Below are 23,890 nucleotides of genomic sequence, written 5' to 3'. Positions count from 1 at the left end.
CCTTCGGGTGATGCCAGCGCGGTGCGCTGACGTCACCGCGGGGCATGGGCGTGAGCGCGGGTCTCCAGAGACCCGCGCTCACGCGTGTGGGTCGCGCCCACGCCGAGTCACTTCTCCTCGCGTCAGCGCACCGCGCTGGCGCGAGCGCGGGGTGACGCCCGGCCATGTGGGACCCGGCGCCAGCGCGGTGCGCTGGGCCTCGCCGCGGGGCATGGGCGTGAGCGCGGGTCTCCAGAGACCCGCGCTCACGCGTGTGGGTCGCGCTCGCGTCAGCGCACCGCGCTGGCGCAACCCACCCCACACCACCACAGCGGGACTCGGATGGGCGTCACGTGAGGGGTTTGCGGGCGCGGTCGCGCGCCAGGAGGACACCGAGGATCAGGATCAGGATCAGGACGACACCGCGGGCGAGACCCTGCCAGTAGAAGGACAGGCCGATGAGGTTCATCCCGTTCGTCAGCAACGCGAAGATGAGCACCCCGACGAGCGTGCCGAAGAGGTTCGGTCGCCCGGTCCGGCTGAGCGTCGTCCCGATGAACACCGCACCGATCGAGTCGAGCACGTAGAGCTGACCGCTGTTCGCGACGAAGCCCTGGCTCCGCGATGCCAGGATCAGCCCGGCGATGGCCGCGATCCCGGCAGCGAAGATGAACGCCGTCGCCATCGACGTCCCCGCCAGCCGCCCGGAGATCCGGGTCGCCGTCGGCTGCTCCCCCGCCGCGGTCAGCACCCGACCCCAGCGGCTCCGTTCGAGCGCAGCCCAGACGATGATCAGCACGAGCACGGCGACGACGATCGGCGCGGCGACACCGAGCACGGTTCCGGCACCCAACCACGCGAACTCGTCCGGCACGCTGCTCCGCGACAGGTAGATGGGCGACCCGCCGTCGGTCGCGACCTGCTGCACGCCACCACCGATGAACCAGACGCTGAGCGTCGCGAGGAACGGTCGGATGCGCAGCACCACGATGAGGAACGCGTTCACGGCCCCGACGAGCAGGCCGACGACCAGACCACCGACGATCGCCACCCAGGCCACGTAGTCGTCGGCCAGGAGTGCCGACGCGGTGAGCGCCGCGAGGTCGATGGCGACACCGATCGAGAGGTCGATGCCGCCTGCGCGGACGACGACCGTCATCGCGACGGCCGCGAGCAGGAGGAGCGCGTTCTGGTTGAGTACCCCGAGCAGGTTGTCGGCGGTCAGGAACGACGGCGACAGCACCGCGAACACGATGAGCAACACCGCCAGCACCGCGGGGGCGAGCGCCTGCGGGACCGCGGCGCCGAGGCCACGGACCGTCAGCCTCGAGAGCGGACCGCGGGGACGCTGGTCATCGCCGCCTCCCGGTCCAGCCGATCCGGCGTTCGGGACGGAGACTCCGGTGGTGGCGGAGGACTGCGTGTGCGTGTCGACACTCATCGCTTGACGCTCCGTTCGCGGATCGCGGCGACCGCGAGGACCAGCAGGATCAGCACACCCTTGGTGATGCCGATCCACTGGCTCGGGACGCCGAGCTGACTGAAGCCGTTGGTGAGGATCGCGACGAACACGGCGCTGAACAGCGTCCCCGTGATCGTGACGACGAGCCGGCGGGAGAACGCGATGGAGAGGAACGTCGCGAGGAGGATGTCGATGAGCGACTGCTCACCGATCCCCGGCAGGGCAGCGGACAACCGACTGGTCATGAGGACGCCCGCGATCCCGGCGAGGACCGCCGCGAGCACGTAGCTGACGACGATGTGGCGGTTGACGTCGATCCCGGCCACCCGGGCGGCCGTCGGGTTCTGCCCCACCGCGGCGTTCTTCACACCCCAGCTGGTGCGCCCGGTGGCGACGGCGACGACCGCGAAGACGAGGAGCAGCACGACGACCGCGGCAGGGACACTGACGACGTGTCCGCTCCGCAACCAGACCAGCCCGGCGTCCGAGACCGGCACCTTGACGTTGTTCGTGATGACGATGGTGAGGCTCGTGACGATGCTCATCATCGCGAGCGTGACGAGGAGCGGGCGGATACCGGCGACGACGACGAGACCGTTCACGAGCCCGATGACCGCCGTGGCTCCGAGCCCGATGAGCAGCGCGAGCGGCAGACCGAGCTCGGCTTGGAGGAGCACCGCGACGAGGGCGCCGGAGAAGCCGAGGACCGCGCCGATCGAGAGGTCGATGCCACCGCGGACGACGTCCTCACCGCCCGTGACGACGACGATGGACAGTCCGAAGGCCGCGATCGCGTAGACCGCCGACTGGGTGAGGATCGTCGCCAGGTTGGCCGGGTCGAGGAAGCCGGGCGAGGCGACCGCGAAGACGACGACCTCGATGACGACGATCGCGTAGCCGATGAGTCCCAACCGGGAGACCGGACGGCGACGTTTGGTCGCGGACTCGGCCGCGGCCGACGGCGTCTGCCCGGGGACGACGGGTGGAGCGGAGAGGGCGGTCATGCGAAGGCTCCTCGGGTGGGCAGTGTGCCGCCTCCAGGGCCTGCCGACGGGGCAGACCTCGGGGGATCAGCCTGCGTCGACGACGTGGGCCCTTCGACAAGCTCAGGGACCGGGGCGGTGAATTTGTCAGGATCCGCATCGGTTGACGAGGTGGGCCCGTCGACAAGCGGTTCGTGCCCTTCGACAAGCTCTGGGACCGGTGGGACCGAGGCGGCCGGCGGCGTGGACGCGACCTCGGCGGCGCCCGTCGACCAGGCGAGGATCGTGTCGGCGGTGGCCTGCGATCGGGGCAGCTCGGTCCGGATCGTGCCGCGGTACAGCACGAGGACGCGGTCGGCGAGCCCGATCAGTTCCTCGAGGTCGACGCTCACGAGCAGGACGCCGGCGCCCTGCGCGACGAGGGCGTCGATTTCCGCGTAGATCTGTTGACGCGACCCGATGTCGACGCCGGAGGTCGGCTGGTCGAGCACGAACACCGTCGACCCGGCCGCGAGCCACCGGCCGAGCACGACCTTCTGCTGATTGCCGCCGGAGAGGCTCCCGGCCACCGCGGTGTCGTTCGCGGGCCGGACGTCGAGTCTCGTGACGAGGTCTGCGGCGATCTCCCGCTCGCGTCGACCACGCAGGATGCCGCCGAGCCCGGTGATGCGGTCGAGCGCGGCGAGCGTGAGGTTCTCGCGGACGGACTGACGGTTCAGGATGCCGTCGCGGTGGCGGTTCGCCGGCACGTACGCCCCACCGGCCCGGACGAAGGCCCGCGGCGAGCGGATCGTCGCCCGGCCGAGCCGCACGGTTCCGCCGTGCGCACGCAAGCCGGTGACCGCGTCGGCCAACTCTTCGAGGCCCGAGCCGACGAGACCCGTGACGCCCACGATCTCGCCCGGACGGACAGCGATCGAGACGCCGTGGAGCCGTTCCGGGACCGTCAGGCCGTCGATCGCGAGCACCGGTTCGGCACCGGCGTCAACGACGATCCGTTCGCGGTCGCCGAACTCCTCGACGCTCCGCCCCACCATGAGCTGGACGATGGCGTCGAGGGTCGCGCCGGGATCGGCGAGGTCGAGCGCGCCGACGCGTTCACCGTTGCGGAGGACGACGACGCGGGACGCGATGTCGCGCACCTCCTGCAGGTAGTGGGAGATGTAGATGACGGCGACGCCCTGGCTCTGCAGGGTCCGGACGGTGCGGAACAGTCGCTCGACGTCGCCGGCGGCGAGCGGTGCGGTGGGTTCGTCGAGCACGAGGACCCGTGGGCGCGTGATCGTTGCGATCGCGAGCTGCAGGAGTTGTTGCTCGGCGACGCTCAGCTCGTCGACGAGGGTCTTGCCCGGTACGTCCAGCCCGACGAGGTCGAGCAGCTCGCGCTCGGCGCGGCGGTCGAGCTGCCGGCCGGTGAGGAACGCGGAGCGCGACCCGAGGAAGAGCTGCTCCGCGACCGTGAGTCGACCGGCCAGGTGGCGGTCCTGGTGGATGACACGGACACCGAGGCGTTCGGCGTCGCCCGGGTTGCGGATGACGACCGGTTCGCCGTCGATCTCGATCGTGCCCTCGCTCGCCGTGTAGAGGCCGGTGAGGATCTTGATGAGCGTCGACTTGCCCGCGCCGTTCTCTCCGACGAGCGCGACGACCTCGCCGGGGTGCACCTCGAGGTCGACGTCGTCCAGCACCCGGACGCCGCCGAAGTCCTTCGCGATGCCACGCATGCTCACGGCGGGAGCCGAGGCTTCCGGCGTCGCGACACCGGGCCGACCGCCCGGCGAGCGCTGGGCGGTCAGACCGTCGAACGAGGTGTCGTGCGTCATTCCAGTCCGAGTCGCTTGCGCTCGTCGGCGACGTTCGCCTTGTCGATGAACACGGCGTCGAGGTAGGTGCTCAGCGGCACCTCGTCCTGCTTGCCACCGAGGTACAGGGCGACGTTGTTCGCGCTCGTCGTCCCGAACAGGGTCGGCTGCTGCGCGACCGTGAACTGGTACACCGAGTCGGGGTCCTGGATGAGGTCGAGCGCTCCGGGCTCGGCGTCGACGCCGTAGACCTTGATCTCATCGCGGCCCGCCGCGTCGATGGCCTGCGAGGCACCGATCGCCGGGAGGTCCCAGCACGACCACACGGCCGAGATCTCGCCCTTGGGGTATCGGGTGAGCGCGTCGTTCGTCTTCTGCTTGGCGTCCTCGATGGTGCCCTCGTAGATGTCCTGCAGCTCGGGCTCGATGATCTCGATGTTCGGGTAGTTCTTCAGCACGAGCTTGAACTCGTCGTAACGGATCTGGCAGGGGGTGACGTCGTAGAAACCGTTGAAGACGAGCACCTTGCCCTTCCCGCCGATGTCCTCGGCGAGGGTGCGGGCGAGGGTGGAGCCGATCTGCCAGTTGTCGGAACCGATGTTGTTCACCGAGTTCTCGCTGGCGTGGTCGATCGTGAAGACCGGGATGTCGGCGTCCTTCGCCTGCTGCAGCGCCGGGGCGAGCGTGGTCGCGTCGCCGAGGATGACGACGATCGCGTCGACCTTCTGCGAGACGAGGTTCTCGACGTTGGCCAGGTGCTTGTCGTCCTGTGCGTCGGCCTGGGTGGCGACGACCTTGGCGCCCAACTCCTCCAGGCGGTCCTGCACACCCTGGTAGGTGAGGCGGCCGAAGTCGCGGACGACGTCCTTGGCGGCGACGCCGACGGTCTTGCCCTTGAGCGATGGGACGTCGACGTCGGAGGCGGCCGAGCTGGCAGCGGCGCCGCTCGTCGACTCGCTGGACGAGGACTGCTTGAGCGAACAACCGGTGGCCAGGCCGACCACGACGGCCAGGGTGACAAGAGACAGCGCGAGGCGCGATCGACGACGCATGGGGACTCCAGATGACGGTGGGGTGCGGGACGGTGCTGGGGGTGGTGGAGCGTGCCGATGTCCGCTGTCGGTGCGGTCGGGCGCACCGGGACGTCGGGTTGCAGCAACAGTAGGGAGTGATCGGACGGGCCGCGAGAGGGCGCTCAACCTGACGTAACACAAGGTGCCCGGTGTCGCCGGTGCGTGGAGGCCGGTCGGGGTGCGGCCCGCGGAAACGTCGGATGTATCATGGCGCGAGGCGGTGCGAGCGGTGACCGTCTCGCTCGAGCAGGGGGTCGCATGGCAGTCACGGACGAGGCGATCGCGCGGATCCAGGCGATGATCGTCGCCGGCGATCTCACACCCGGCCAGCGCCTCCCTCCGGAGAAGGAGCTCAGCGAGACCCTGGGGCTCTCCCGCAGCTCCCTCCGCGAGGCGGTGAAGGCGTTGGAGCTCATCCGCGTGCTCGACGTCCGCCGCGGCGACGGCACCTACGTCACGACGCTGGAGCCGAGCCTGCTGCACGAGGCGATGTCGTTCGTCATCGACATGCACGCCGACGCCTCCCTCATCGAGATGTTCGAGGTGCGCCGCATCCTCGAACCATCCGCGTCGGTGATGGCGATCCAGCACCTCGACGACGAGCGGATCGCCGAGCTGCGCAGCATGGTCGACGAGGTCGACGAGTCCACGACGGTCGAGGAACTCGTCGCGCACGACCTGCAGTTCCACGCCCGCGTGATCGAGCTGAGCGGCAACGCCTACCTCGCGAGTCTGCTCGCCGCGCTCGGCAGCAAAACGGTCCGGGCCCGCATCTGGCGCGGCCTCACCGAGGAGAAGGCCGTCGCGCGCACGCTGCAGGAGCACCACGCGATCGTCGACGCCCTCGAGAAGCGCGACACCGAACTGACCCGTGCGCTGGTCACGGTCCATGTCTCCGGCGTCGAAAGCTGGCTCCGCCGCTCGATGTGACCCTCCCCCTGCCCCCTGCCCCCTGCCCGCGAACTGTCACTTGCTGCTAGTCCGGGCCGCTCTAACTAGCAGTTGGTGACAGTTCGCGGGCAGGAGTGGGGTGTTGGGAACGTCTGGTGATCGGGAGACGAGGACGGAACAGGCGGGTTGATGGGATGGCCAGGTGACCGACACCGGTCACCCGTCAGAAAGGTCCATCCATGCGCCGACCCACAGCCCTCGGCTTCGCCGTCCCCGTCCTCGCCCTCATGCTGGGGCTCACCGCCTGTTCCGGATCGGCGGAAGCCCCGTCGAGCGGTGGATCGCCGTCGACCGCCGACTCCTACGCCGAGGCGTTCGACGACTACACCATCTCTCTCGCCGGCTGCCTGCGCGACCAGGGGTTCGACGTCGAGGACCCGGAACCCGGCACCGCGATCACCCTCGACGGCGACGAGGCGATGAACACCGCCTACGACGCCTGCGCCGACGAACTCGGCCCGCCGCCCGCGAACCCCGACCAGCTCAGCAAGACCGAGATCTCCGACGAGCTCCGGCTCCGCGCCCAGTGCCTGCGTGACCAGGGGTTCGACGTCCCGGACCCGGATGCGAACGGCGCATGGGACCTGCCGGAGGACCTGTTCGATGAGGCCAGGGCCTGCGCCGTGCAGTGACCTCCGCACCCAGCCGGAACGGCCGACCGATCCCGTGATCGGTCGGCCGTTCCGTCGTTCGAGGTTCCGTCGTTCAGCGGTCAGGCTCCGGCCGGGTCGGCGTCGTGAGCCGGCAACAGCACCGTCACTTCGAGCCCACCCGCCGGCAGCGGCGCGAGCCGCAGCGACCCGCCGTGCAGCTCAACGATGCGGGCACCCAGGGTCAGCCCGAGACCGTTCCCTCGGTCGCGACCGGCAGCCCGCGCCATCCGCGCGTCCCGCCGGTCGAACGGCTCCACGAACCGCGCCACCTCGGCCTCGTCGAGCAGCGGCCCCGAGTTGCTGACCACGACGACGGCGCGTCCCGGCGCCTGCGGGTCGGGTCCGACCCACACCGAGACCCAACCGTCCGCACCGCTGTTGTATCGCACGGCGTTCGACAGCAGGTTCGTCAACAGCTGCTGGAGGAGCACGCGGTTGCCGCGCACGGATGCGCTCCGAAGGGTCGACGAGATCGTGATCCCGGCGTCCGCGGCCTCCGGCGAGATGAGCTGCGACGCGTCGCGAGCCACCGCTGCAAGGTCGATGGGCGAGGTCACGAGCGGTCGGCGGTCGAGCTGGTTCAGCTGCAGGAGCGCCTCGACGATCGCGATCCCCCGCTCGTTCGTCTCGTGCAGCCGCCGCAACGCGCGGCCGACGTCGCGACCCTCCGGGTCGGCCTGGGCGACTTCGATGAGCATCTTCATCGTCGCGAGCGGTGTCCGCAGTTCGTGCGAGGCGTTGGCCGCGAACCGCTTCTGCGTCAGGAACGACTGCTCCAGGCGCGCGAGCATGTCGTCGAAGCGGTCGGCGAGCTCGCGGAACTCGTCGCGGCGACCGGTCATCGCGATGCGGTGGTCGAGCGAACCCTCCGCCGCCGCTCGCACGGCCGCGTTGAGGTCCCGCAGCGGCCGCAGGACCCGTCCGGCGACGATCCAGCCGACGCCGGTGCCGATCACGGCCATCGCGATGAGTGCGAGCATCGAGTAGTTGATGAGCGAATCGCGGATCTCGCCGCGCGTGATGGCGGAGAGCTGTCGACTGTCGTCGGCGGGCGCGAGCGGATAGCTGGGGAACCGCCAGATGATGACGTTGATGACGATGAGCGCGATGAGTCCCGTCACGACGGTGAAGGCGGCATAGGTCGCGGTGAGTTTGACGCGAGCGGTCATCCACGTCGGCCGGGCGTTGTCACCGACGGCCGGAGCGGCGGTCATGCGCCCACCTCGTCGTCCTCGTCGTCGGCGTCCGCACCGCTCGTCTCAGCGGGAGCCTCACCTGGCGGCAGGACCCGGTAGCCGACGGCCGGCACGGTATGGATGATCCACGGCTCGCCGAGCACCTTCCGGAGCGTGGACATCGTCACCCGCACGGCGTTCGTGAACGGGTCGGCGTGCTCGTCCCAGGCGCGCTCGAGGAGTTCTTCGGCACTCACGACGCCGCCCTTCGCCGCGAGCAGGATCTCCAGCACCGCGAACTGCTTCTTCGCCAGACGCACGTACCGGCCGTTGCGGTACACCTCGCGGCGGAACGGGTCGAGCCGCACACCGGCGTATTCGAGGACGGGCGGGAGCGACGCCTTGGGTCGGCGCGCCAGTGACCGGAGCCGGAGCACGAGCTCACGCAGCTCGAACGGCTTCGTCAGGTAGTCGTCGGCGCCGATCTCGAAGCCGCTCTCCTTGTCGTCGAGGTCGGCGGCAGCGGTGAGCATGAGCACCCGGCAGGGCAGTTCCTGGGCGATGATCCAGCGGCAGACGTCGTCGCCGTGCGTGCCGGGGAGGTCGCGGTCGAGCACCACGACGTCGTAGGCGTTGACGGCGAGCCGCTCGAGCGCGGTGTCGCCGTCGAATACGAGGTCGGCGGCGAGCCCCTCGTGCTGCAGGCCCTCGAGGATGCTCTCGGCGAGGTACTGCTCGTCCTCGGCGATCAGGACACGCATGGGACCTCCGGCGTTCGGGACGGACGACGCGTCGATGGCGTCGCTCCGGCGCCCGCGATGGGCGTCGTGTCGATCGTAGGCGGCGCGGTGTTTCGGAACCGTCTGGTGATGGGCCGACGCCCGCGCAACCGCCGTCGAGCTGGACTGGGGGCCTGGTCATCGCGTGCCGAACACCGACGACCGACCGAGGAGGAACCATGCAGCACGACATCCAGCACCAGCAGCAGCCGCACCGGCACCCGCGCCGACGGAGCACCGTCGCCCGCAGAGGCTCCAACCGAGCCGTCGTCATCCTCACCGCCACGGCCGTCGCCCTCACCGCCGCGATCGCCCTGGTCGCGTGCACGGGCGTCGCGCCGACCATCACCCGCGGGATCACCGCGCTGGCCGAGCGACCGGCCGGAGACGCGAGTGACGGAACCACGGCCACGACGGATGGCGCGTTCGGGGCCGACGACGGCGTGCTGGACGAGAACCGGTACTCGGCCTACGACACCGGGCTCCCGGCCATCGCGAACCTCGACCCCGACCTCCTGGAGGCCGTCCAGCAGGCGACCGACGCAGCGACGGAAGACGACATCGCGCTGTACGTGAGCTCCGGTTGGCGGAGCACGGCGTACCAGCAGCACCTGCTCGACGAGGCGATCCTCCAGTACGGCAGTGAGGCGGCCGCCCGGCAGTACGTCGCCACGCCCGACGGCTCCTCGCACACGCGCGGGGCGGCCGTCGACATCGGTGCGACGGACGCCGACTACTGGCTCATCGAGCACGGCGCCGACTACGGCCTCTGCCAGACCTACGCGAACGAGATCTGGCACTTCGAGTTGGCCACCGTCCCCGGCGGCGAGTGCCCGGACCTCCTGCCCGACGCCGGATGAAGTCGGTGCCGCTCGAGCCAGGCGCCCTTACTCCCCCGCGTTCCGCCGCCACAACCCCCGTCTGCCGGGCGGCGATCACCCCGATACTGGGTTGAGTCGGTCGCGGGACCTGCACTGCTCGAGCCTGCCGCTCGGGACCGCGAAGGCCGAGAGAAGTGGAGTCCGTCATGGGTATCGGAACTGGAATCGCACTGGTGGTCATCGGCGCCATCCTGGCCTTCGCCATCAACGTCGACGTGCCCGCCGTCGACCTCACGATGATCGGGTACATCCTCATGGCGGCCGGTGCCGTCGTGTTCCTCATCTCGTTGATCCTCATGCTGCGTCACCGCCAGGTCTCGTCGACCACGCGCTCAGCCGTCGACCCGAACAGCGGCGAACGCGTCACCCGACGGAGCACGACCGACAACGACGGTCCGGTCCTCTGAACGACTGGATGGCCCGCCTGACCCGACGCGGTGACGGAGCAGCCGAGATGGACGACGAGACGACGCCCGGCCAGCAGAGCGAGGAGCAGACCAAGCGAACCCGCGCGGTTGAGGACGGCGTGTCCACCGTGCAGCACAGCATCGTCGTCGACCTCCCCATCGCCGCCGTCTACAAGCAGTGGGTGGATTTCGAGTCGTACCCGGAGTTCTTGCCGGCTGTGCGCGAGGTGAAGCTGACCGGCGAGGTCTACAGTCGTTGGACCGTCGCGATCAGCAAACTCTCGCGGCAGTTCCTCGTCGAGATCCTGGAGCAACTCCCCGAAGAGCGTCTGGTCTGGCGCACCATCGAGGGCGACGTCTGGTTCAGTGGCGACGCCACCTTCGACGCGATCGACAAGCAGCAGACCCGCGTGGACGTCACGGTGCACTGGAAGCCGGTGTCCGCGGTGGAGCGGACCGCTGCCGCGCTCGGGCTCGCCGGACGGGACGTGCGCGGGACGCTCGAGGCGTTCAAGACCTGCATCGAGTCGACCGGCGGCCCCTCGGGTCACTCCCGCATCAAGGTCGTCTCCCCGAAGGGCTAGCCGTCGCCAGACAGCAACACGCCGGCCCCGAGACCATGTGTCCCGGGGCCGGCGTGTTGCTGTCCGCTCCGCTACCGCTCGCGCTCCTCGGGCGCCGTGATCGACGACGGCGCGCCATCGGGGCCGCTCACCTGGTCGGTCGAGGTGCTGCCGTTCGCGGAGGCGAGCACCTTGCCGCGCGCTGCAGCCTCGAGCGACTCCGCCTCGTCCCCACCGACCGCCTCGCCGCGGGCGACGAGGCCGGCGACGTCGGACAGCGGGATCTGCTTGAGGAACAACGACAGCAGGAAGGCCGCTCCGATGAACGGCAGCAGGTACCAGAACACCGGGGCGAGGGCGTCGGCGTAGGCGGTCACGACACCGTCGCGGATGCCCGGCGGAAGCTGGCTGAGCGTCTGCGGGTCGATCGTCGCCGCCGCATTGGAGGCGTCCCCCGCGCTGGCTCCCGAACTCGCGAACACGTCCGTGAGGTTCGCAGTGAGCCGCGTGGTGAAGATCGTGCCGAACACGGCCACGCCGAGCGACGCACCGACCTCACGGAAGTAGTTGTTCGTGCTGGTCGCGGTTCCGACCATCGACGCGTCCACCGAGTTCTGGGCGACGAGCACGACGACCTGCATGATGAGGCCGAGGCCGGCGCCGAAGAAGAACAGGAAGACGCAGATCAGCCAGATCGGGGTGTCCGCCGTGAGCGTCGTGAACGCGACCATGGAGGCGGCGGTGACGAGCGTACCGATGACCGGGAACATCCGGTAGCGACCGGTCCTCGTGATCAGGTTCCCCGAGACGATCGAGGTGCCGATGAGGCCGACCATCATCGGGATCATGAGGAGACCCGATGCGGCTGCCGAGGTGCCGGACGACATCTGGAGGAAGGTCGGCACGAAGCCGATCGCCGAGAACATGCCGAGGCCGAGGGTGAGGCCGATCGCGGTCGCGTTGATGAACGTCGGGTTCTTGAAGAGCGACAGCGGGATGATCGGGTCCTTGGCCCGCGCCTCGGTGATGACGAAGAGCAGCGCGGCGAGCAGCATGCCGATGCCGAACATCCAGGTCTCGATGGCACCCCAACCGTGCGCGGCGTCGCCACCGAAGTCGGTGAAGAAGATGAGGCAGGTGGTGAACGCCGAGAGGAAGATCACGCCGAGGAGGTCGATCGGCGCGGTCGCCTTCTTGTTCGGCAGCTTCAGCGTGAAGAACGCGATCGCGAAGGCCGCGATGCCGACCGGGATGTTGATGTAGAACGCCCACTGCCAGGTGAGGTGGTCGACGAAGAAGCCACCGAGGAGCGGACCACCGACGGCGGAGAGACCGAACACCGCACCGAGCGGGCCGAGGTACTTGCCGCGCTCGGAGGCGGGCACGATGTCGGCGATGATCGCCTGCGACAGGATCATGAGGCCACCGCCACCCAGGCCCTGAACGGCACGCCAGACGATGAGCTGCGTGAAGTCACCCGCGAACGCACAGCCGACGGAGGCGATCGTGAACAGCGCGATCGCGACGAGGAAGAGCCGACGACGACCGAGGACGTCACCGAACTTGCCGTAGACGGGCATGACGATCGTGGTCGCCAGGAGGTAGGCGGTGGTGAGCCAGACCTGGTGGTCGACGCCGCCCAGCTGTCCGACGATCGTCGGCATAGCGGTGGAGACGATCGTCTGGTCGAGGCTGGAGAGCAGCATGCCCGCGATGAGGGCGGCGAAGATGATCCAGATGCGGCGCTTGGTGAGCAGCATCGGGCCCTCGGCGGGTGCAGCGGTGGCGGCGGTCACGGGAGGTCCTTTCGGGGAGTGGGGTTCGTGTGGGGGTTCTGGGGCGCGGCGTCGGTGGGTCCGGCCTCGACGGTGGCGGGGTCATCGGGCTCGAGGATGGTGCGATATGTCGCGAGGCAGTCGCGGATGGAGCCGACGATGTCGAACTCCCCGCCCTGGGCGAGGTCGGCGACGCCGCTGCCGAAGACGCGAGCCATCGTCGTCTTGATCGCCATCCCGAACAGGTCGGCGCAGGCGCGGGCACGCGGGTCGTCTGCCGGGACGCCTTCCCGCACGGCGATGAGCTCGACGAGCAGTTGCTCGCGCTCACGGTTGAGGCCCATGAATCGGACCAGCAACTTGGGTTCGCGCTCGAGGGCGGCGTGGAAGTCGACGTGCTCGGCCAGGCCGAATCCGGACCGCTCCGCGTGGCCGGCCGCGATGAGCATGAAGTCGTCGAGCACGGCGCGCCACCCCCGCGAGCCGAGCGCGAGGAACTCGGTGGCGAACCGCTCGGTCTCCTCGGTCTCGTCGACGCCGAGGACGGCGTCCTCCTTGCTCGGGAAGTAGTTGAAGAAGGTGCGGCGCGAGACACCGACCTCCTCGCAGAGTTCTTCGATCGTGAAGCCGGTGAGCCCCTGGGTGGCGGTGAGTCGACGCGACACGGTCGTCAGGCGCGCGGCGGTGGCTGCCATCCGGTCGGACAGTCGATTCGTCGAAGTTGCACTCTGCATCACGAAGTGCAGTATTGCACTCTCCGTGCCGTGGTGCAACTTGGCGCACGAGCCGCCCGGTCGGGCCTCACTAGAGTGAACGCATGGACCCCCGTCAGGCACGAACACGCAGTGCCCTCCGCGACGCGATCCACACCCTCGCGGCGGCGAAGCGCATCGATCAGGTGACCGTGGCGGAGGTGTCCCGCGTGGCTGGGATCACGCGCGACACCTTCTACCGTCATGCCGCGACACCGGTCCGCCTGCTCGCCGACGTGCTCGGTGAGGAACTGGACGAGACGCTCCGTGCGCACGCTGATCTGCCAGCGCACAGCGACTCGACGCTGAGCGTCTTCGACGAGTCCGAGCGTGACCTCCTGCGCCATGTGGCCGAGCACGCGACGATCTACCGGAACTCGATGCACCCCCGGCTCATCGGACCCCTGCGCGACGCCCTCACCGAGCGGATCGAGCAGGCGCTCGCGCACCACCTCGATCGGCACCCGCACATCGCCCCACCTCGCGAGGACGGCATCACGCCGGAGCGACACGTGCGCATGCTTGTGGCCTACGCCGGCGCCGGCACGGTCGCGGCGATCGAGGAGTGGCTCCGATCCGGCGACCTCGACGACATCGACGCCGCGGCCCGCACGGTCATCGCGGCCTCCCCCGCATGGTGGCTCGGCCGCTCCTGACTCTGGTGCCTGGGCCTGGGTCTGACGCCAGCGCGGTGCGCTGAAGCGAGCGCGGGTCCTTGACGTGAGCGCGCCCCTCCGGAGACCCGCGCTCACGTCCCCTGGGGTGCGCTCACGCCAGCGCACCGCGCTGGTACACGGGCCAGTTGCGCGGCATATGTCGGTGTAGGCATATTTGCTCTGTGGATAACCCGAGGGGCCTCCTCGACCGGCCGTAGCGTCGAGGAATGTCAACGACCTCCTTACCTCGAACCACCTCCGCACTCGCACTAGCGGTGGGACTCCTCGCGCTCACCGCATGCACTGCGTCCGAGCCGGCTCCCGCTCCGAGCAGGACTCCGCCGGTCTTCGAGAACGAGGAACAGGCACTGGCTGCAGTGACGGAGACGTATCAGGAGTTCCTTGACATCTCGAACACAATTCTCGTTGAGGGTGGCGTGGACGTCGACCGAATCAACGCCATCGTCGGCGGACAACTCGTGGATGCTGAGCACGAAAATCTCACCGAATTGTCGACACAGGGATTGTCTCTGACCGGCGCTCCGACCCTCGTATCCATGCAGCTACAGGAGTGGTACCCCCAGCCCGACGCGGCCGGCGTCATCGCCTTGGCTCGGGCGTGCATGGACCTCACCGCCGTTCAGGTCTTGGACGGCGACGGGAATTCGGTCGTCGAGACAGACCGTCCGTCAACGCGCACGTGGTCTATCGCCATCGGACCGGGGAACGAGGGTCAGCAGCGATTCGTTCTGACGAGTCGGGACTTTCTATCGGAAGGATCATCATGCGAAAACTGAGTTCTACGCTAGTTGTGGCCGTTGCTATCGGGACACTGAGTCTTGCCCTGTCACCAGCGGCGCTTGCAGCCTCGTGCACCGGCAGCGAATGGGTCGGAGCGTGTTCAAGTGATGGGTCCGTCGATATCGGTGGAAGCATCGAGCAACCCGGTTCGGGTGGAGGCGGTGGTTCCGGCGGCGGAACAGGCGGAGGCGACCACGAAGGAGGCGGCTCAGCCGAGCTTCCGCCCGGTGTGACCGACGGGCCTAACGGTGAGCGGACGGTCTGCAGCCTCATGCGGCCGGACGAGTGTTACACCTTCACGCCCGGCGATCTCGGCACCGACCTCGGAGCAGCACCTGCCGCGCAGCCCGTCACGATCCGAGACGTCGCCAGCTTCGCCCCCGCGGCACCCACGGTCACGACCGAACCCGCCGCCTGGGGTGTCCGCGGGCTCCACACCAACGTCATCGCAGGTGCTTCCGGCCACACCCGCACCGGCACCCTGTTGGGCCAGGTCGCGGAGGTGAACTTCATCCCCGTCGGCTTCACCTTCGACTACGGCGACGGCGACGGTGACACGACCACGACCCGGACCGGTGGATCCTCGTGGGCTGCCCTCGGACTGGCCGAGTTCTCCAAGACCCCGACCAGCCACCGCTACACGACGGTCGGGACCAAGACCATCACCGTCGAAGTCGAGTACGCCGCCGAGTACCGCATCGGCGACACCGGGTGGCTTCCCGTCGTCGGCACCCTGTCGATCCCGACCGAAGAACCCCACACGGTCCAGATCGTCCGCAACTCGACCGTCGGCGTCGACAAACCCTGCCGCCCCGGCAAACCAGCCATCGGGTGCTGACCGCCTGACCGGAACCGTGCTCGAGGCCGGTCCCGATCAGATGAGCCCCTCGCGACCGCCCGACGCCCAGTTCGGGTCGGCCGAGCGAGGTCCGCTCACCTGGTCGGCGTAGGTGTCGATCTCGGCTCGGATCTCGTCCGACAGGTCCACCTGGAACGCCTCGAGGTTCGCATGCAGGTGCGCGACGCTCCGGGTGCCGGGGATCGAGACGACCCGTGCACCGAGCTGCTGTCCTCGATCGTGCACCCAGGCGAGCGCGAGCGCCTCCGCGGTCGTCCCGATGCGGCGGGCGAGGGTGCGGAAGCGTGCGGCCAGTTCGAGGTTCGCAGCGAGGTGCTCGGGCTGGAAGCGCGGGAAGTTCGCTCGCGTCCCACCGAGTGGCACCGTCTCGGCCGTGAAGTCCTCGGTGAAGAGCCCGCGCGACAGCGGGGAGAACGCGACGACCGTCACGCCGAGTTCCGCCGCAGTCGGGACCACGTAGGTCTCGATGTCGCGGCTGACGATGCTCCACTCGGACTGGATCGCGGCGATCGGGTGCACGGCGTGCGCACGTCGAAGTTCGTCGCCCGTCGCCTCGGAGAGCCCGATGCGGAGGACCTTGCCCGCGGCGACCAGTTCGGCGAGCGCCCCCACCGTCTCCTCGATCGGGATGTCGGGGTCGACGCGGTGCTGGTAGTAGAGGTCGAGGTGATCGGTGCCGAGGCGGCTGAGCGTCCCGTCGATCTGCTCGTGGAGGTGTGCACGGTCGCCGCGGATCCCTCGTTTGCCGATGCCGCCGCCGGTGACGATGCCCACCTTGGACGCGAGGAAGACGTCGTCGCGGCGCCCCGCGAGGTACCGGCCGAGGAGTTCCTCGCTCCGGCCGTCGCCGTAGACGTTCGCGGTGTCGATGAGGTTCACGCCGCTCGCCAGGGTGGCGTCGAGGATGGTGGTGACATCGGCGTCGGCGATCGCCCCGTAGGTACCGGCGATGGACATCGCGCCGTACCCGATGGCGCCGACCTCCGCGGCGGTGTCGCCCGCGCCGATCGTGGTCGAGGGCAACGCGGTCGTGGACGGCGCTGTGGCCAGGGGTGCTTCGCTCATGAATTCACCGTACGGCTTCACGACAGGTTCGACGTCCGGTTCGTCACGCGGTGCAACGTCAGACGCGCGAGCCGGCGCGGGCGGCGAGCGCCTGCAGGAGCGCGGCGGGTTCCTCGGGATCGTCGATCGTGATCGCGAACTGCTTGCCAGAGGTGCTCGTGACGACGAGTCCTGGCCCGGAGCGCAGCACGACGGCAGAGCGGCCGGGCATGATCCGGTACCCCCAGCCACCCCAGTCCATCGGGCGGATGTCGGTGGCCTCGACGACGTCGACCTGGTCGAGGGGGATGCGCTTCATCGGGATGCCGAAGAGCGAGACGACGCGGAGGCCACGCCAGTCCACGCTCACGCGGAGGCGGATGAAGGAGGCGCAGAGGAGGGTCGCGGCCGCGAGGATCGACAGACCGAACATCGCGACGCCCGACTCGCCACCCAGCAGGATCGGCGTGTAGGCGACGGCGCCGATCGCGACGAGGGCGAGCGTGAGCCACAGGAACATGATGGCCGTGACGCTCCGACTCCAGGCACCGAACTCGGTCTCGCCGAGGTCCATCGGCGCCGGTCGTGCAGCGGCACCGGCGAGCAGCGGCTGAGCCGGCAGGATCACGGCGGGGATCACGCCCCAGAGCGAGCACGCGGCGAGCGGGACGATCCACCACCCGAGTACTGCGCCGTCGACCGATCCCGCCTGCACGGTGAGCCAGGTGGGGATGATCCACACGGACGCGGCCGACCCGGCGGCGATGCCGATGAAGAGGACGATCATGCGTTTGGTGCGCATGTCCGGCTTCGGCAGGGCGAGCAGGATGATGGCTGCGATCGCGGCGACGGACGCGATGATCAGCGTCACGAGGAAGACGCCCGCGGCGGGCAGGGAGTCGTCCGGTGCCCCGGTGCCCGACCAGTGCGAGGCGACGTCGACGGGGATCGCATCGCCCCAGACGAGCCGGGTGAGTGCGATCGCGATCGCCGGGACGGCCATGGCGACGCCGGCGAGCAGGATCCGTCCGCGCGCAGGTGCTGCCGGTGGCGGTGTGGTGGTGGTGTCGTGCATGCGCTCCCCCTGAGCTGCTGAGGTGGTCCGATCGTCGGTGGTGACGGCCGACGTGGTCGCGAGGTGGGCGCCGGGGATCGTCAGGTGCGTTCGATCATCCGGCTGAGGTCCGTCGGTGAGATCCCGAACTTGCGTGCCTCGGTGACGAGCTGGTCGACGAGTTCGTTGATCCGGACGAGGCCCGGCGCTGCATCCTGATTCACCCACGCACCGCGGCCCTGTCGCATCCCGATGAGCCCGTCGTCGCGGAGCTCTCCGTACGCGCGGAGGACCGTGTGCATGTTGATCTGCAGTGCTCGGGCGAGGTCGCGGGCAGGCGGGAGGCGCTCCCCCGGTGCCAGCGCGCGCGTCGCGATGCCGGAGCGCACCTGCACCGCGATCTGCTCGGCGAGCGAGACCGCGGAGGTGGGATCGACGCGGAACAACATGTTTGCAATGATACTAGAACAATGCCGCCCGTGACCGCGACATCCGTGGGGTTGAAGTCGGCGCGGTGCGCTGACGCGAGTGTGCGCCACTCGGCACGGGCGCACCCCGCAACCGCGAGCGCGCCCCTCCAGAGACCAGCGCTCACGCGGCAGACCCGCGCTCACGTCAGCGCACCGCGCTGGCACAAGCCACAGCGGAGGGAGGGGCCGGTCAGAGGGCGACGACGTGCACGGCGATGTCCGCGGCCGCGAGGCGCTCGAGCTCGTCGGGGTCGGCGGAGGAGTCGGTCACGAGGTCGTGGATCTGCCCCAACTCGGCCATGCGCGCGAGCGTGACCCTCCCGACCTTCGAGCCGTCGGCGACCACGATGACCCGCTGCGCGTGCCGCACCATCGCCAGGTTCGTCCGCGCCTCGCGCTCGTCGTGCGTCGTCGCACCGCCCTGCGCACTGATGCCGTCGGTCCCGAGGATCGCAGTGCCCACGTTGATCGCGCTGAAGGTGTTCTCGGCGAGCGCCCCCACCGCCTCGAACGACGAGGAGCGCACCAGGCCTCCCGTCATGATCACCTGCAGGTTCGGCCGCGAGGCGATCTCGGTCGCCGTGGTGAGCGAGTTCGTCACGATCGTGAGCTCCGACCGGTTCGTCAGCTCCTTCGCGACCGCCGCGGTCGTCGTGCCACCGCTCAACGCGATCGCGTACGGCCCCGCCGGGATCATCTCCGCCACCCGCATCGCGATCCGCCGCTTCGCCTCACGGAATTGCGTGTCTCGGAACCGGACAGGCACTTCGTCACGCGCCTCGATCGCCCGAGCCCCACCGTGGGTGCGGAGGACGAGACCGAGGTCGTCGAGGTCGGCGAGGTCGCGCCGGATCGTCGGCGCCGAAACCTGGAGCCGCTCGGTGAGCTCGTCGATCGGGACCACGACGTCGTCGACGGCGAGCAGCGCGAGGATGTCGCGCATCCGCTGGCTACGCTTCCCCGATGGCGCGTGTCGCGACAGCTCGGCCACTGTGGGTCCTCGCATGGTGACCTCCGTCATCATCGTCCGGCGCTCGGCGCCCGCATCGGTCGACCCGACACCAGTTGCTCAGCGAAAGTGAGCATTTGAGTCGATTTCCGATCAAGTTCTTGCTCGGTTCGATCACTGTAGTCGATGATCACTCCATGACACGAGTGACTTTCATCGGGGCGGGCAGCGTCGTCTTCACCCGCCAACTCATCGCCGACCTCCTCCGCTACCGCGACCTCGCCGGCCTCGAGATCGTCCTGCACGACATCGACCCCGAACGCCTCGCGGTGGCCGAGGGCACCGCCCGCCACGTCGACGAACGCCTCGACGGCCGGGCGACGATCTCGGCGGAATCCGACCGTCGCCGCGCCCTCGCCGGTGCGGACTTCGTGATCAACATGGTCCAGGTCGGCGGCATCCGCGCGACCGTCTCCGACCTCGAGATCCCGGCGGCCCGCGGTCTCCTGCAGACCATCGGCGACACCACCGGCGTCGGCGGCGTCTTCCGCGCCCTCCGCACCTTCCCGCTGCTCTCGGCGCTGACCGCCGACATGCGCGAGATCTGCCCCGACGCCCACCTCCTGAACTACACCAACCCGATGGCGATGAACATCTGGTGGGCGTCGGTCGTCGCCCCCGACATCAGCGCGATCGGCCTCTGCCACAGCGTGTTCTGGACGGTGAACGACCTCTGCGAGCTCGTCGGCGTGCCGATCGAGGGCACGAGCTACCGCGCCGCCGGCGTCAACCACCAGTCGTGGTTGCTCGAGTGGACCCACGAGGGACGCGACCTCTACCCGGCCCTGCGCGACCGCATCCGCGAGGACCCCGAGCTCAGCCGCCGCGTTCGCGTCGAGATGTTCCGCCGCATCGGCTACTACCCCACCGAGACGAGCGAGCACTCCTCCGAGTACCTGTCCTGGTTCCTCCGCTCCCCCGAGCAGGTCGAGCGCTTCCGCCTCCAGCCGCTCGAGTACCTCGGCATCAGCGAGGAGAACGTCGCGGAGTTCGAGGCGACGAAGGCCGCCCTCGCCGCCGGGACTCCGTTGACCCTCGAGGACGAGGCGAGCGAGTACGCGCCGCAGCTCATCCACTCGCTCGTGACCGACACCCCGCGACTCATCCACGGGAACGTCGTCAACCGCGGCCTCATCGACAACCTGCCGCAGGGCGCCGTCGTCGAGGTCCCCGTCCAGGTCGACGGGAACGGCATCGCCCCGCAGCCCATGGGTGCCCTGCCCGTGCAGTGCGCCGCGCTCAACCGCCCGTACGTCTCCGTCGCGGAGCTCACGATCGAGGCGGCCCGCACCAGCAATCCGACGCTCATCCGGCAGGCGGTCCTCATGGACCCGAACGCCTCGTCCACCCTCACGCCCGAGCAGATCTGGGAGCTGTGCAACGACCTCGTCACCGCGCACGGCGAGCTGCTGCCGGAGCCGCTCCGGGAGATCATCCCCGCCGACCGCATCTGACCGACCCGAAGTACCGCCGAACCGATTCCTTCCCGAACGATCGACACAGGAGACGACCACCGATGTTCCCACCCCGTTCCACGATCCACGCTTCCACCTCACCGCACGCCCGCCGCGCACGTCGCCTCATCACCGCGACCGCCGTCCTCGCCGTCGGGGCGCTCGCGCTCTCCGGGTGCGCCGGCGGATCCTCCGGTGCCACGACGCTCGACAAGGACGCGAAGGTGAAACTCACCTTCTGGACCGGGCAGGCCGACGCCGCGCAACAGATCCTGACCGGTCTCGTCGACGACTTCGAGAAGCTGCATCCCAACGTGACCATCGACGTGTCCTCGGGCGCGCCGTCCACGGAGGACCTCCTGCAGAAGCTCTCCGCGAGCTTCGCGGGCGGCAACTACCCCGACGTCTCGTACGCCTTTGGCTCCTGGGCGAGCCGGCTCGAGGCGTCCGGCCGCACCCTCGACATCACCGACCAGGTGGCCGAGCCCGACGTGAAGTGGGACGAGTTCTCCGAGGCGGCCCGCAAGACGGTGCAGCCGACCGGCGAGAAGACGATCGGCTTCCCCGCCGTGGTCGACAACATCTCCCTCCTGTACAACACGACCGTGTTCGATGCGGCCGGCCTCGACTACCCCACGGCGGACTGGACCTGGGACGACTTCCGTGAGGCGTCGAAGCAGCTCACCGACCCGGCGACGAACACCTACGGCTACGCCTACTCGGTGTCGGGCAGCGAGGAGACGACCTGGCAGTTCTGGCCGCACCTCTGGCAGAACGGTGGATCGATCATCTCCGACGACGCCAAGACGGCCGAGTTCGCCTCGGATGCGGGCGTCGACGCACTGACCTTCCTCCGCGACATGGCGGTCGAGGACAAGAGCGTCTACCTCGACCAGACCGATACGAAGTTTGGCGACCTCTTCGCCAGCGACCGCATCGGCATGATCACCTCCGGCCCGTGGCAGCTGTCGACGCTGCAGACGAAGGGCACGAAGTACGGCGTCACCGTCCTCCCCGGCACCGACGGCGATCACCAGACCGTCTCCGGCCCGGATGTCTGGGCGCTCTTCGACCACAAGGACAAGAACCGCGAGTACTGGGCGTACGAGTTCACGAAGTGGCTCACCGACTCGGAGCAGGACCTCAAGTGGAACGTCGCCTACGGCAACCTCCCGCTGCGCTCGAGTGAGATCGACACCCCCGAGTTCCAGGCGCAGGTGGCTCAGCTGCCCGGCCTCGACGTGATGGCCGAGAACGGCGTCAACGCCAAGCAGGCCCGCCCGACGGTGCCCGGCTACGTCGGCCTCTCGGAGGCCATCGGCAAGGCGATCTCCTCGGTGCTCCAGGGCCAGGGCGACCCGAAGCAAGCGCTCGAGGACGCCGCGAAGACCGCTGACGACGCCCTGGCGGAGGACTGATGTCCACGGTCGCCGGACGCGACACACGTCCATCGACGGAGCCGAAGCCGGAGCGTGCCGAGCGCGCTCCGGCCCGGCCCCGACGTTCCGGACGACGGTTCCGCGACAGCCTCACCGGCTGGGGCTTCGTCGCGCCGGCGATGCTCATCGTGCTGGGCCTGTCGATCTTCCCCGCGATCTGGGCGTTCTTCCTGTCGCTCCAGAAGTGGGACGGGTTCAGCGAGCCGGAGCAGGTCGGGCTGGAGAACTACGCCAGCATGATCGGCAACGACGAGCTGCAGGCGGCCGTCGTCCACACGGTCGTCTACACGCTCCTCTTCGTCCCGGCGTCGCTCGGACTCGGACTCTTCCTCGCCGTCGCACTCAACCGCCGGATCCGTTTCATCGGCGTCTACCGCACGGCGATCTTCGTCCCCTTCGTCGCCTCCGCCGCCGCGACCGGCATCCTCACGACCTACCTCTTCAACCCGCAGTTCGGGCTCCTCAACACCGTGTTCCGGTTCCTCGGACTCCCGGCGCAGGGCTGGCTCGAAGACCAGGGGCAGGCGATGGTCGTCATCACGATCATGTCGCTCTGGGGGCAGGCCGCCTTCACGACCGTCATCTACCTGGCGGCGCTGCAGGACATCCCCTCCGAACTGCTCGAGGCCGCGCGGATCGACGGTGCGAACGCCTGGCAGTCGTTCTGGCGCATCACCTTCCCGCAGCTCGGGCCGGTCACCGTGTTCGTCGCCATCTGGCAGTTCATCCAGGCGATCCAGCTGTTCGACCTCGTGTACACGACCACCAGGGGCGGCCCGCTCGGTGCCACCCAGACGATCGTGTTCTACCTCTGGGACGCGGCGTTCAAGCAGTTGCAGTTCGGGTACGGCTCCGCGGTCGCCTACGGGCTGTTCGTGGTGACACTCATCGCCACGATCGGTGTCGTCCTGTACTCCCGCCGTTCCAACGTGGAGGCATTCTGATGACCGCCCTGACCACCCCACCACGCGACGCCGCCACCGGCAAGCCGTCCGTGACCGCTCCGCCCGCCGAACGACGAACGCGTCGACGCTTCAGCCCCTGGCACCTCGTGCTCGCGCCGATCGCGATCGTCTTCGCCATCCCGTTCGTGCAGATGTTCATCACCTCGGTGACGCCGGAGTCGGAGATCAACACCTATCCGCCCCGCATCCTCCCCTCGCACATCACCTTCGACGGGTTCGCGAAGCTCTTCTCCGAGTCGAACATCCTGCTCTGGCTCGGCAACACCGTCATCGTGTCGACGGTCGCGGTCCTGTCCCACCTCGTGCTCTGCTCGCTCGCCGGCTACGGGTTCGCGCGCCTGAAGTTCCGCGGCAAGACGATGGGCTTCCTCATGATCGTCGCGACGATCATGATCCCGACGCAGCTGCTCATGATCCCGACCTACATCCTGTTCTCCCGGATCGGGCTCATCGACAGCCTCGGGGCGGCGATCGTGCCGTGGCTGGCGTCCGCGTTCGGCATCTTCCTCATGCGGCAGTTCTTCCTGTCGCTGCCGGCGGAGCTCGAGGAGGCCGCGCTCATCGACGGCTGCACCCGCCTGCAGGTGTTCTTCCGGGTGATCCTGCCGCTCGCGAAGCCCGCGCTGGCGACGCTCGCGATCTTCACCCTGTTGGGCTCGTGGAACGACCTCGTCTGGCCGCTCATCGCGATCAACAACGACCAGGCCTTCACGCTGCAGCTCGGCATCACGAACTTCCAGGGCGCCCGCCGCACCGACTGGGCGCTCCTCATGGCCGGCAACGTCGTCGCCACGCTCCCGCTGATCGTGTTCTTCCTCTTCGCCCAGAAGCAGTTCGTGGCGACCATGACCTTCTCAGGCCTCAAGGGGTAGGCACCGATCCCGGCGTGGCAGGATCACGTCCA

The 23,890-nt window shown here is 69.1% G+C and carries 24 protein-coding genes; 12 read left to right on the top strand and 12 right to left on the bottom strand.

What is annotated here, in order from left to right; all coding sequences use genetic code 11:
- Positions 1-328: 328 nt before the first annotated feature.
- Genes B9Y95_RS17720 through B9Y95_RS17705 form a run of 4 tightly spaced genes read right to left on the bottom strand, consistent with a single transcriptional unit; the run spans position 329 to position 5,278 of the window.
- Complete coding sequence (locus tag B9Y95_RS17720) at positions 329-1,420, bottom strand: ABC transporter permease (RefSeq protein WP_085513927.1); 1,092 nt, start codon at positions 1,418-1,420, stop codon at positions 329-331.
- Entirely contained in the window at positions 1,417-2,445 is a 1,029-nt protein-coding gene (locus B9Y95_RS17715; protein ID WP_085513924.1) for an ABC transporter permease, read from the bottom strand. Before B9Y95_RS17715 ends, B9Y95_RS17720 begins: the two co-directional genes overlap by 4 nt.
- Positions 2,442-4,247: a sugar ABC transporter ATP-binding protein gene (locus B9Y95_RS17710; RefSeq protein ID WP_085513922.1), complete on the bottom strand. Its 1,806-nt coding sequence runs from the start codon at positions 4,245-4,247 to the stop codon at positions 2,442-2,444. The genes B9Y95_RS17715 and B9Y95_RS17710 overlap by 4 nt, the downstream gene beginning before the upstream one ends.
- Positions 4,244-5,278, bottom strand: coding sequence for a sugar ABC transporter substrate-binding protein (locus tag B9Y95_RS17705; RefSeq protein WP_085513919.1), 1,035 nt, complete (start codon positions 5,276-5,278; stop codon positions 4,244-4,246). The genes B9Y95_RS17710 and B9Y95_RS17705 overlap by 4 nt, the downstream gene beginning before the upstream one ends.
- A gap of 279 nt (positions 5,279-5,557) precedes the next feature.
- Here B9Y95_RS17705 and B9Y95_RS17700 point away from each other — a divergent pair, with 279 nt between their 5' ends.
- Positions 5,558-6,229 carry a FadR/GntR family transcriptional regulator gene (locus tag B9Y95_RS17700; protein ID WP_085513916.1) on the top strand — a complete coding sequence of 224 codons (672 nt, stop codon included), beginning with the start codon at positions 5,558-5,560 and terminating at the stop codon, positions 6,227-6,229.
- A gap of 200 nt (positions 6,230-6,429) precedes the next feature.
- Positions 6,430-6,882, top strand: coding sequence for a hypothetical protein (locus B9Y95_RS17695; RefSeq protein WP_085513913.1), 453 nt, complete (start codon positions 6,430-6,432; stop codon positions 6,880-6,882).
- Positions 6,883-6,962: 80 nt separating this feature from the next.
- On the opposite strand, the gene B9Y95_RS17690 is transcribed toward B9Y95_RS17695, so the two are convergent.
- Positions 6,963-8,117 carry a sensor histidine kinase gene (locus B9Y95_RS17690; protein ID WP_200811436.1) on the bottom strand — a complete coding sequence of 385 codons (1,155 nt, stop codon included), beginning with the start codon at positions 8,115-8,117 and terminating at the stop codon, positions 6,963-6,965.
- The gene (locus tag B9Y95_RS17685; RefSeq protein ID WP_085513911.1) at positions 8,114-8,839 is read right to left on the bottom strand and encodes a response regulator transcription factor; all 726 of its coding nucleotides are present in this window, start codon (positions 8,837-8,839) and stop codon (positions 8,114-8,116) included. The genes B9Y95_RS17690 and B9Y95_RS17685 overlap by 4 nt, the downstream gene beginning before the upstream one ends.
- 197 nt (positions 8,840-9,036) lie before the next feature.
- Between B9Y95_RS17685 and B9Y95_RS17680 the strand changes: the two genes are divergently transcribed.
- The 3 genes from B9Y95_RS17680 (at position 9,037) to B9Y95_RS17670 (ending at position 10,729) form a co-directional block, all read left to right on the top strand.
- A complete protein-coding gene (locus B9Y95_RS17680; RefSeq protein WP_085513908.1) occupies positions 9,037-9,717 on the top strand; it encodes a M15 family metallopeptidase in 681 nt (226 codons plus the stop codon).
- 167 nt (positions 9,718-9,884) lie between these two features.
- Entirely contained in the window at positions 9,885-10,145 is a 261-nt protein-coding gene (locus tag B9Y95_RS17675) for a DUF6458 family protein (protein ID WP_085513906.1), read from the top strand.
- A gap of 8 nt (positions 10,146-10,153) precedes the next feature.
- The gene (locus B9Y95_RS17670) at positions 10,154-10,729 is read left to right on the top strand and encodes an SRPBCC family protein (protein ID WP_085513903.1); all 576 of its coding nucleotides are present in this window, start codon (positions 10,154-10,156) and stop codon (positions 10,727-10,729) included.
- Between the two features lie 71 nt (positions 10,730-10,800).
- Here B9Y95_RS17670 and B9Y95_RS17665 read toward each other — a convergent pair whose 3' ends face one another.
- On the bottom strand, positions 10,801-12,468 hold the full coding sequence (locus B9Y95_RS17665; protein ID WP_085514062.1) for an MDR family MFS transporter: 1,668 nt from the start codon (positions 12,466-12,468) through the stop codon (positions 10,801-10,803).
- A 32-nt stretch (positions 12,469-12,500) separates the two neighbouring features.
- Positions 12,501-13,178: a TetR/AcrR family transcriptional regulator gene (locus B9Y95_RS17660; RefSeq protein WP_159453447.1), complete on the bottom strand. Its 678-nt coding sequence runs from the start codon at positions 13,176-13,178 to the stop codon at positions 12,501-12,503.
- Positions 13,179-13,300: 122 nt separating this feature from the next.
- Between B9Y95_RS17660 and B9Y95_RS17655 the strand changes: the two genes are divergently transcribed.
- The 3 genes from B9Y95_RS17655 to B9Y95_RS17645 all read left to right on the top strand — a co-directional run bounded on the left by B9Y95_RS17655 (position 13,301) and on the right by B9Y95_RS17645 (position 15,530).
- Entirely contained in the window at positions 13,301-13,891 is a 591-nt protein-coding gene (locus B9Y95_RS17655; RefSeq protein ID WP_085513897.1) for a TetR/AcrR family transcriptional regulator, read from the top strand.
- Positions 13,892-14,118: 227 nt separating this feature from the next.
- Positions 14,119-14,688, top strand: a complete 570-nt coding sequence (locus B9Y95_RS20480; protein WP_143736568.1) for a hypothetical protein — start codon at positions 14,119-14,121, stop codon at positions 14,686-14,688.
- A gap of 233 nt (positions 14,689-14,921) precedes the next feature.
- Positions 14,922-15,530, top strand: a complete 609-nt coding sequence (locus B9Y95_RS17645; protein WP_123539752.1) for a hypothetical protein — start codon at positions 14,922-14,924, stop codon at positions 15,528-15,530.
- Positions 15,531-15,566: 36 nt separating this feature from the next.
- On the opposite strand, the gene B9Y95_RS17640 is transcribed toward B9Y95_RS17645, so the two are convergent.
- From B9Y95_RS17640 to B9Y95_RS17625, 4 genes are all read right to left on the bottom strand, one after another.
- Positions 15,567-16,616 carry an aldo/keto reductase gene (locus B9Y95_RS17640; protein WP_085514061.1) on the bottom strand — a complete coding sequence of 350 codons (1,050 nt, stop codon included), beginning with the start codon at positions 16,614-16,616 and terminating at the stop codon, positions 15,567-15,569.
- Between the two features lie 58 nt (positions 16,617-16,674).
- Positions 16,675-17,670 carry a hypothetical protein gene (locus B9Y95_RS17635; RefSeq protein WP_085513890.1) on the bottom strand — a complete coding sequence of 332 codons (996 nt, stop codon included), beginning with the start codon at positions 17,668-17,670 and terminating at the stop codon, positions 16,675-16,677.
- An 80-nt stretch (positions 17,671-17,750) separates the two neighbouring features.
- Positions 17,751-18,098, bottom strand: coding sequence for a GntR family transcriptional regulator (locus B9Y95_RS17630; RefSeq protein ID WP_085513888.1), 348 nt, complete (start codon positions 18,096-18,098; stop codon positions 17,751-17,753).
- A gap of 211 nt (positions 18,099-18,309) precedes the next feature.
- Positions 18,310-19,125, bottom strand: a complete 816-nt coding sequence (locus B9Y95_RS17625) for a DeoR/GlpR family DNA-binding transcription regulator (protein ID WP_085514060.1) — start codon at positions 19,123-19,125, stop codon at positions 18,310-18,312.
- Between the two features lie 140 nt (positions 19,126-19,265).
- Here B9Y95_RS17625 and melA point away from each other — a divergent pair, with 140 nt between their 5' ends.
- The 4 genes from melA to B9Y95_RS17605 all read left to right on the top strand — a co-directional run bounded on the left by melA (position 19,266) and on the right by B9Y95_RS17605 (position 23,858).
- On the top strand, positions 19,266-20,582 hold the full coding sequence (gene melA / locus B9Y95_RS17620; RefSeq protein WP_085513886.1) for an alpha-glucosidase/alpha-galactosidase: 1,317 nt from the start codon (positions 19,266-19,268) through the stop codon (positions 20,580-20,582).
- Between the two features lie 62 nt (positions 20,583-20,644).
- On the top strand, positions 20,645-22,000 hold the full coding sequence (locus tag B9Y95_RS17615) for an ABC transporter substrate-binding protein (RefSeq protein ID WP_085513885.1): 1,356 nt from the start codon (positions 20,645-20,647) through the stop codon (positions 21,998-22,000).
- The gene (locus B9Y95_RS17610) at positions 22,000-22,965 is read left to right on the top strand and encodes a carbohydrate ABC transporter permease (protein ID WP_085513883.1); all 966 of its coding nucleotides are present in this window, start codon (positions 22,000-22,002) and stop codon (positions 22,963-22,965) included. The genes B9Y95_RS17615 and B9Y95_RS17610 overlap by 1 nt, the downstream gene beginning before the upstream one ends.
- Positions 22,965-23,858, top strand: coding sequence for a carbohydrate ABC transporter permease (locus B9Y95_RS17605; protein ID WP_085513881.1), 894 nt, complete (start codon positions 22,965-22,967; stop codon positions 23,856-23,858). Before B9Y95_RS17610 ends, B9Y95_RS17605 begins: the two co-directional genes overlap by 1 nt.
- The last annotated feature ends 32 nt before the right edge of the window (positions 23,859-23,890 follow it).

The organism is Plantibacter flavus (assembly GCF_900177615.1).
GTDB lineage: Bacteria > Actinomycetota > Actinomycetes > Actinomycetales > Microbacteriaceae > Plantibacter > Plantibacter flavus.
The sequence above is the reverse complement of the archived record's forward strand: the minus strand, read 5'-3'. Positions and strand labels throughout refer to the sequence as shown.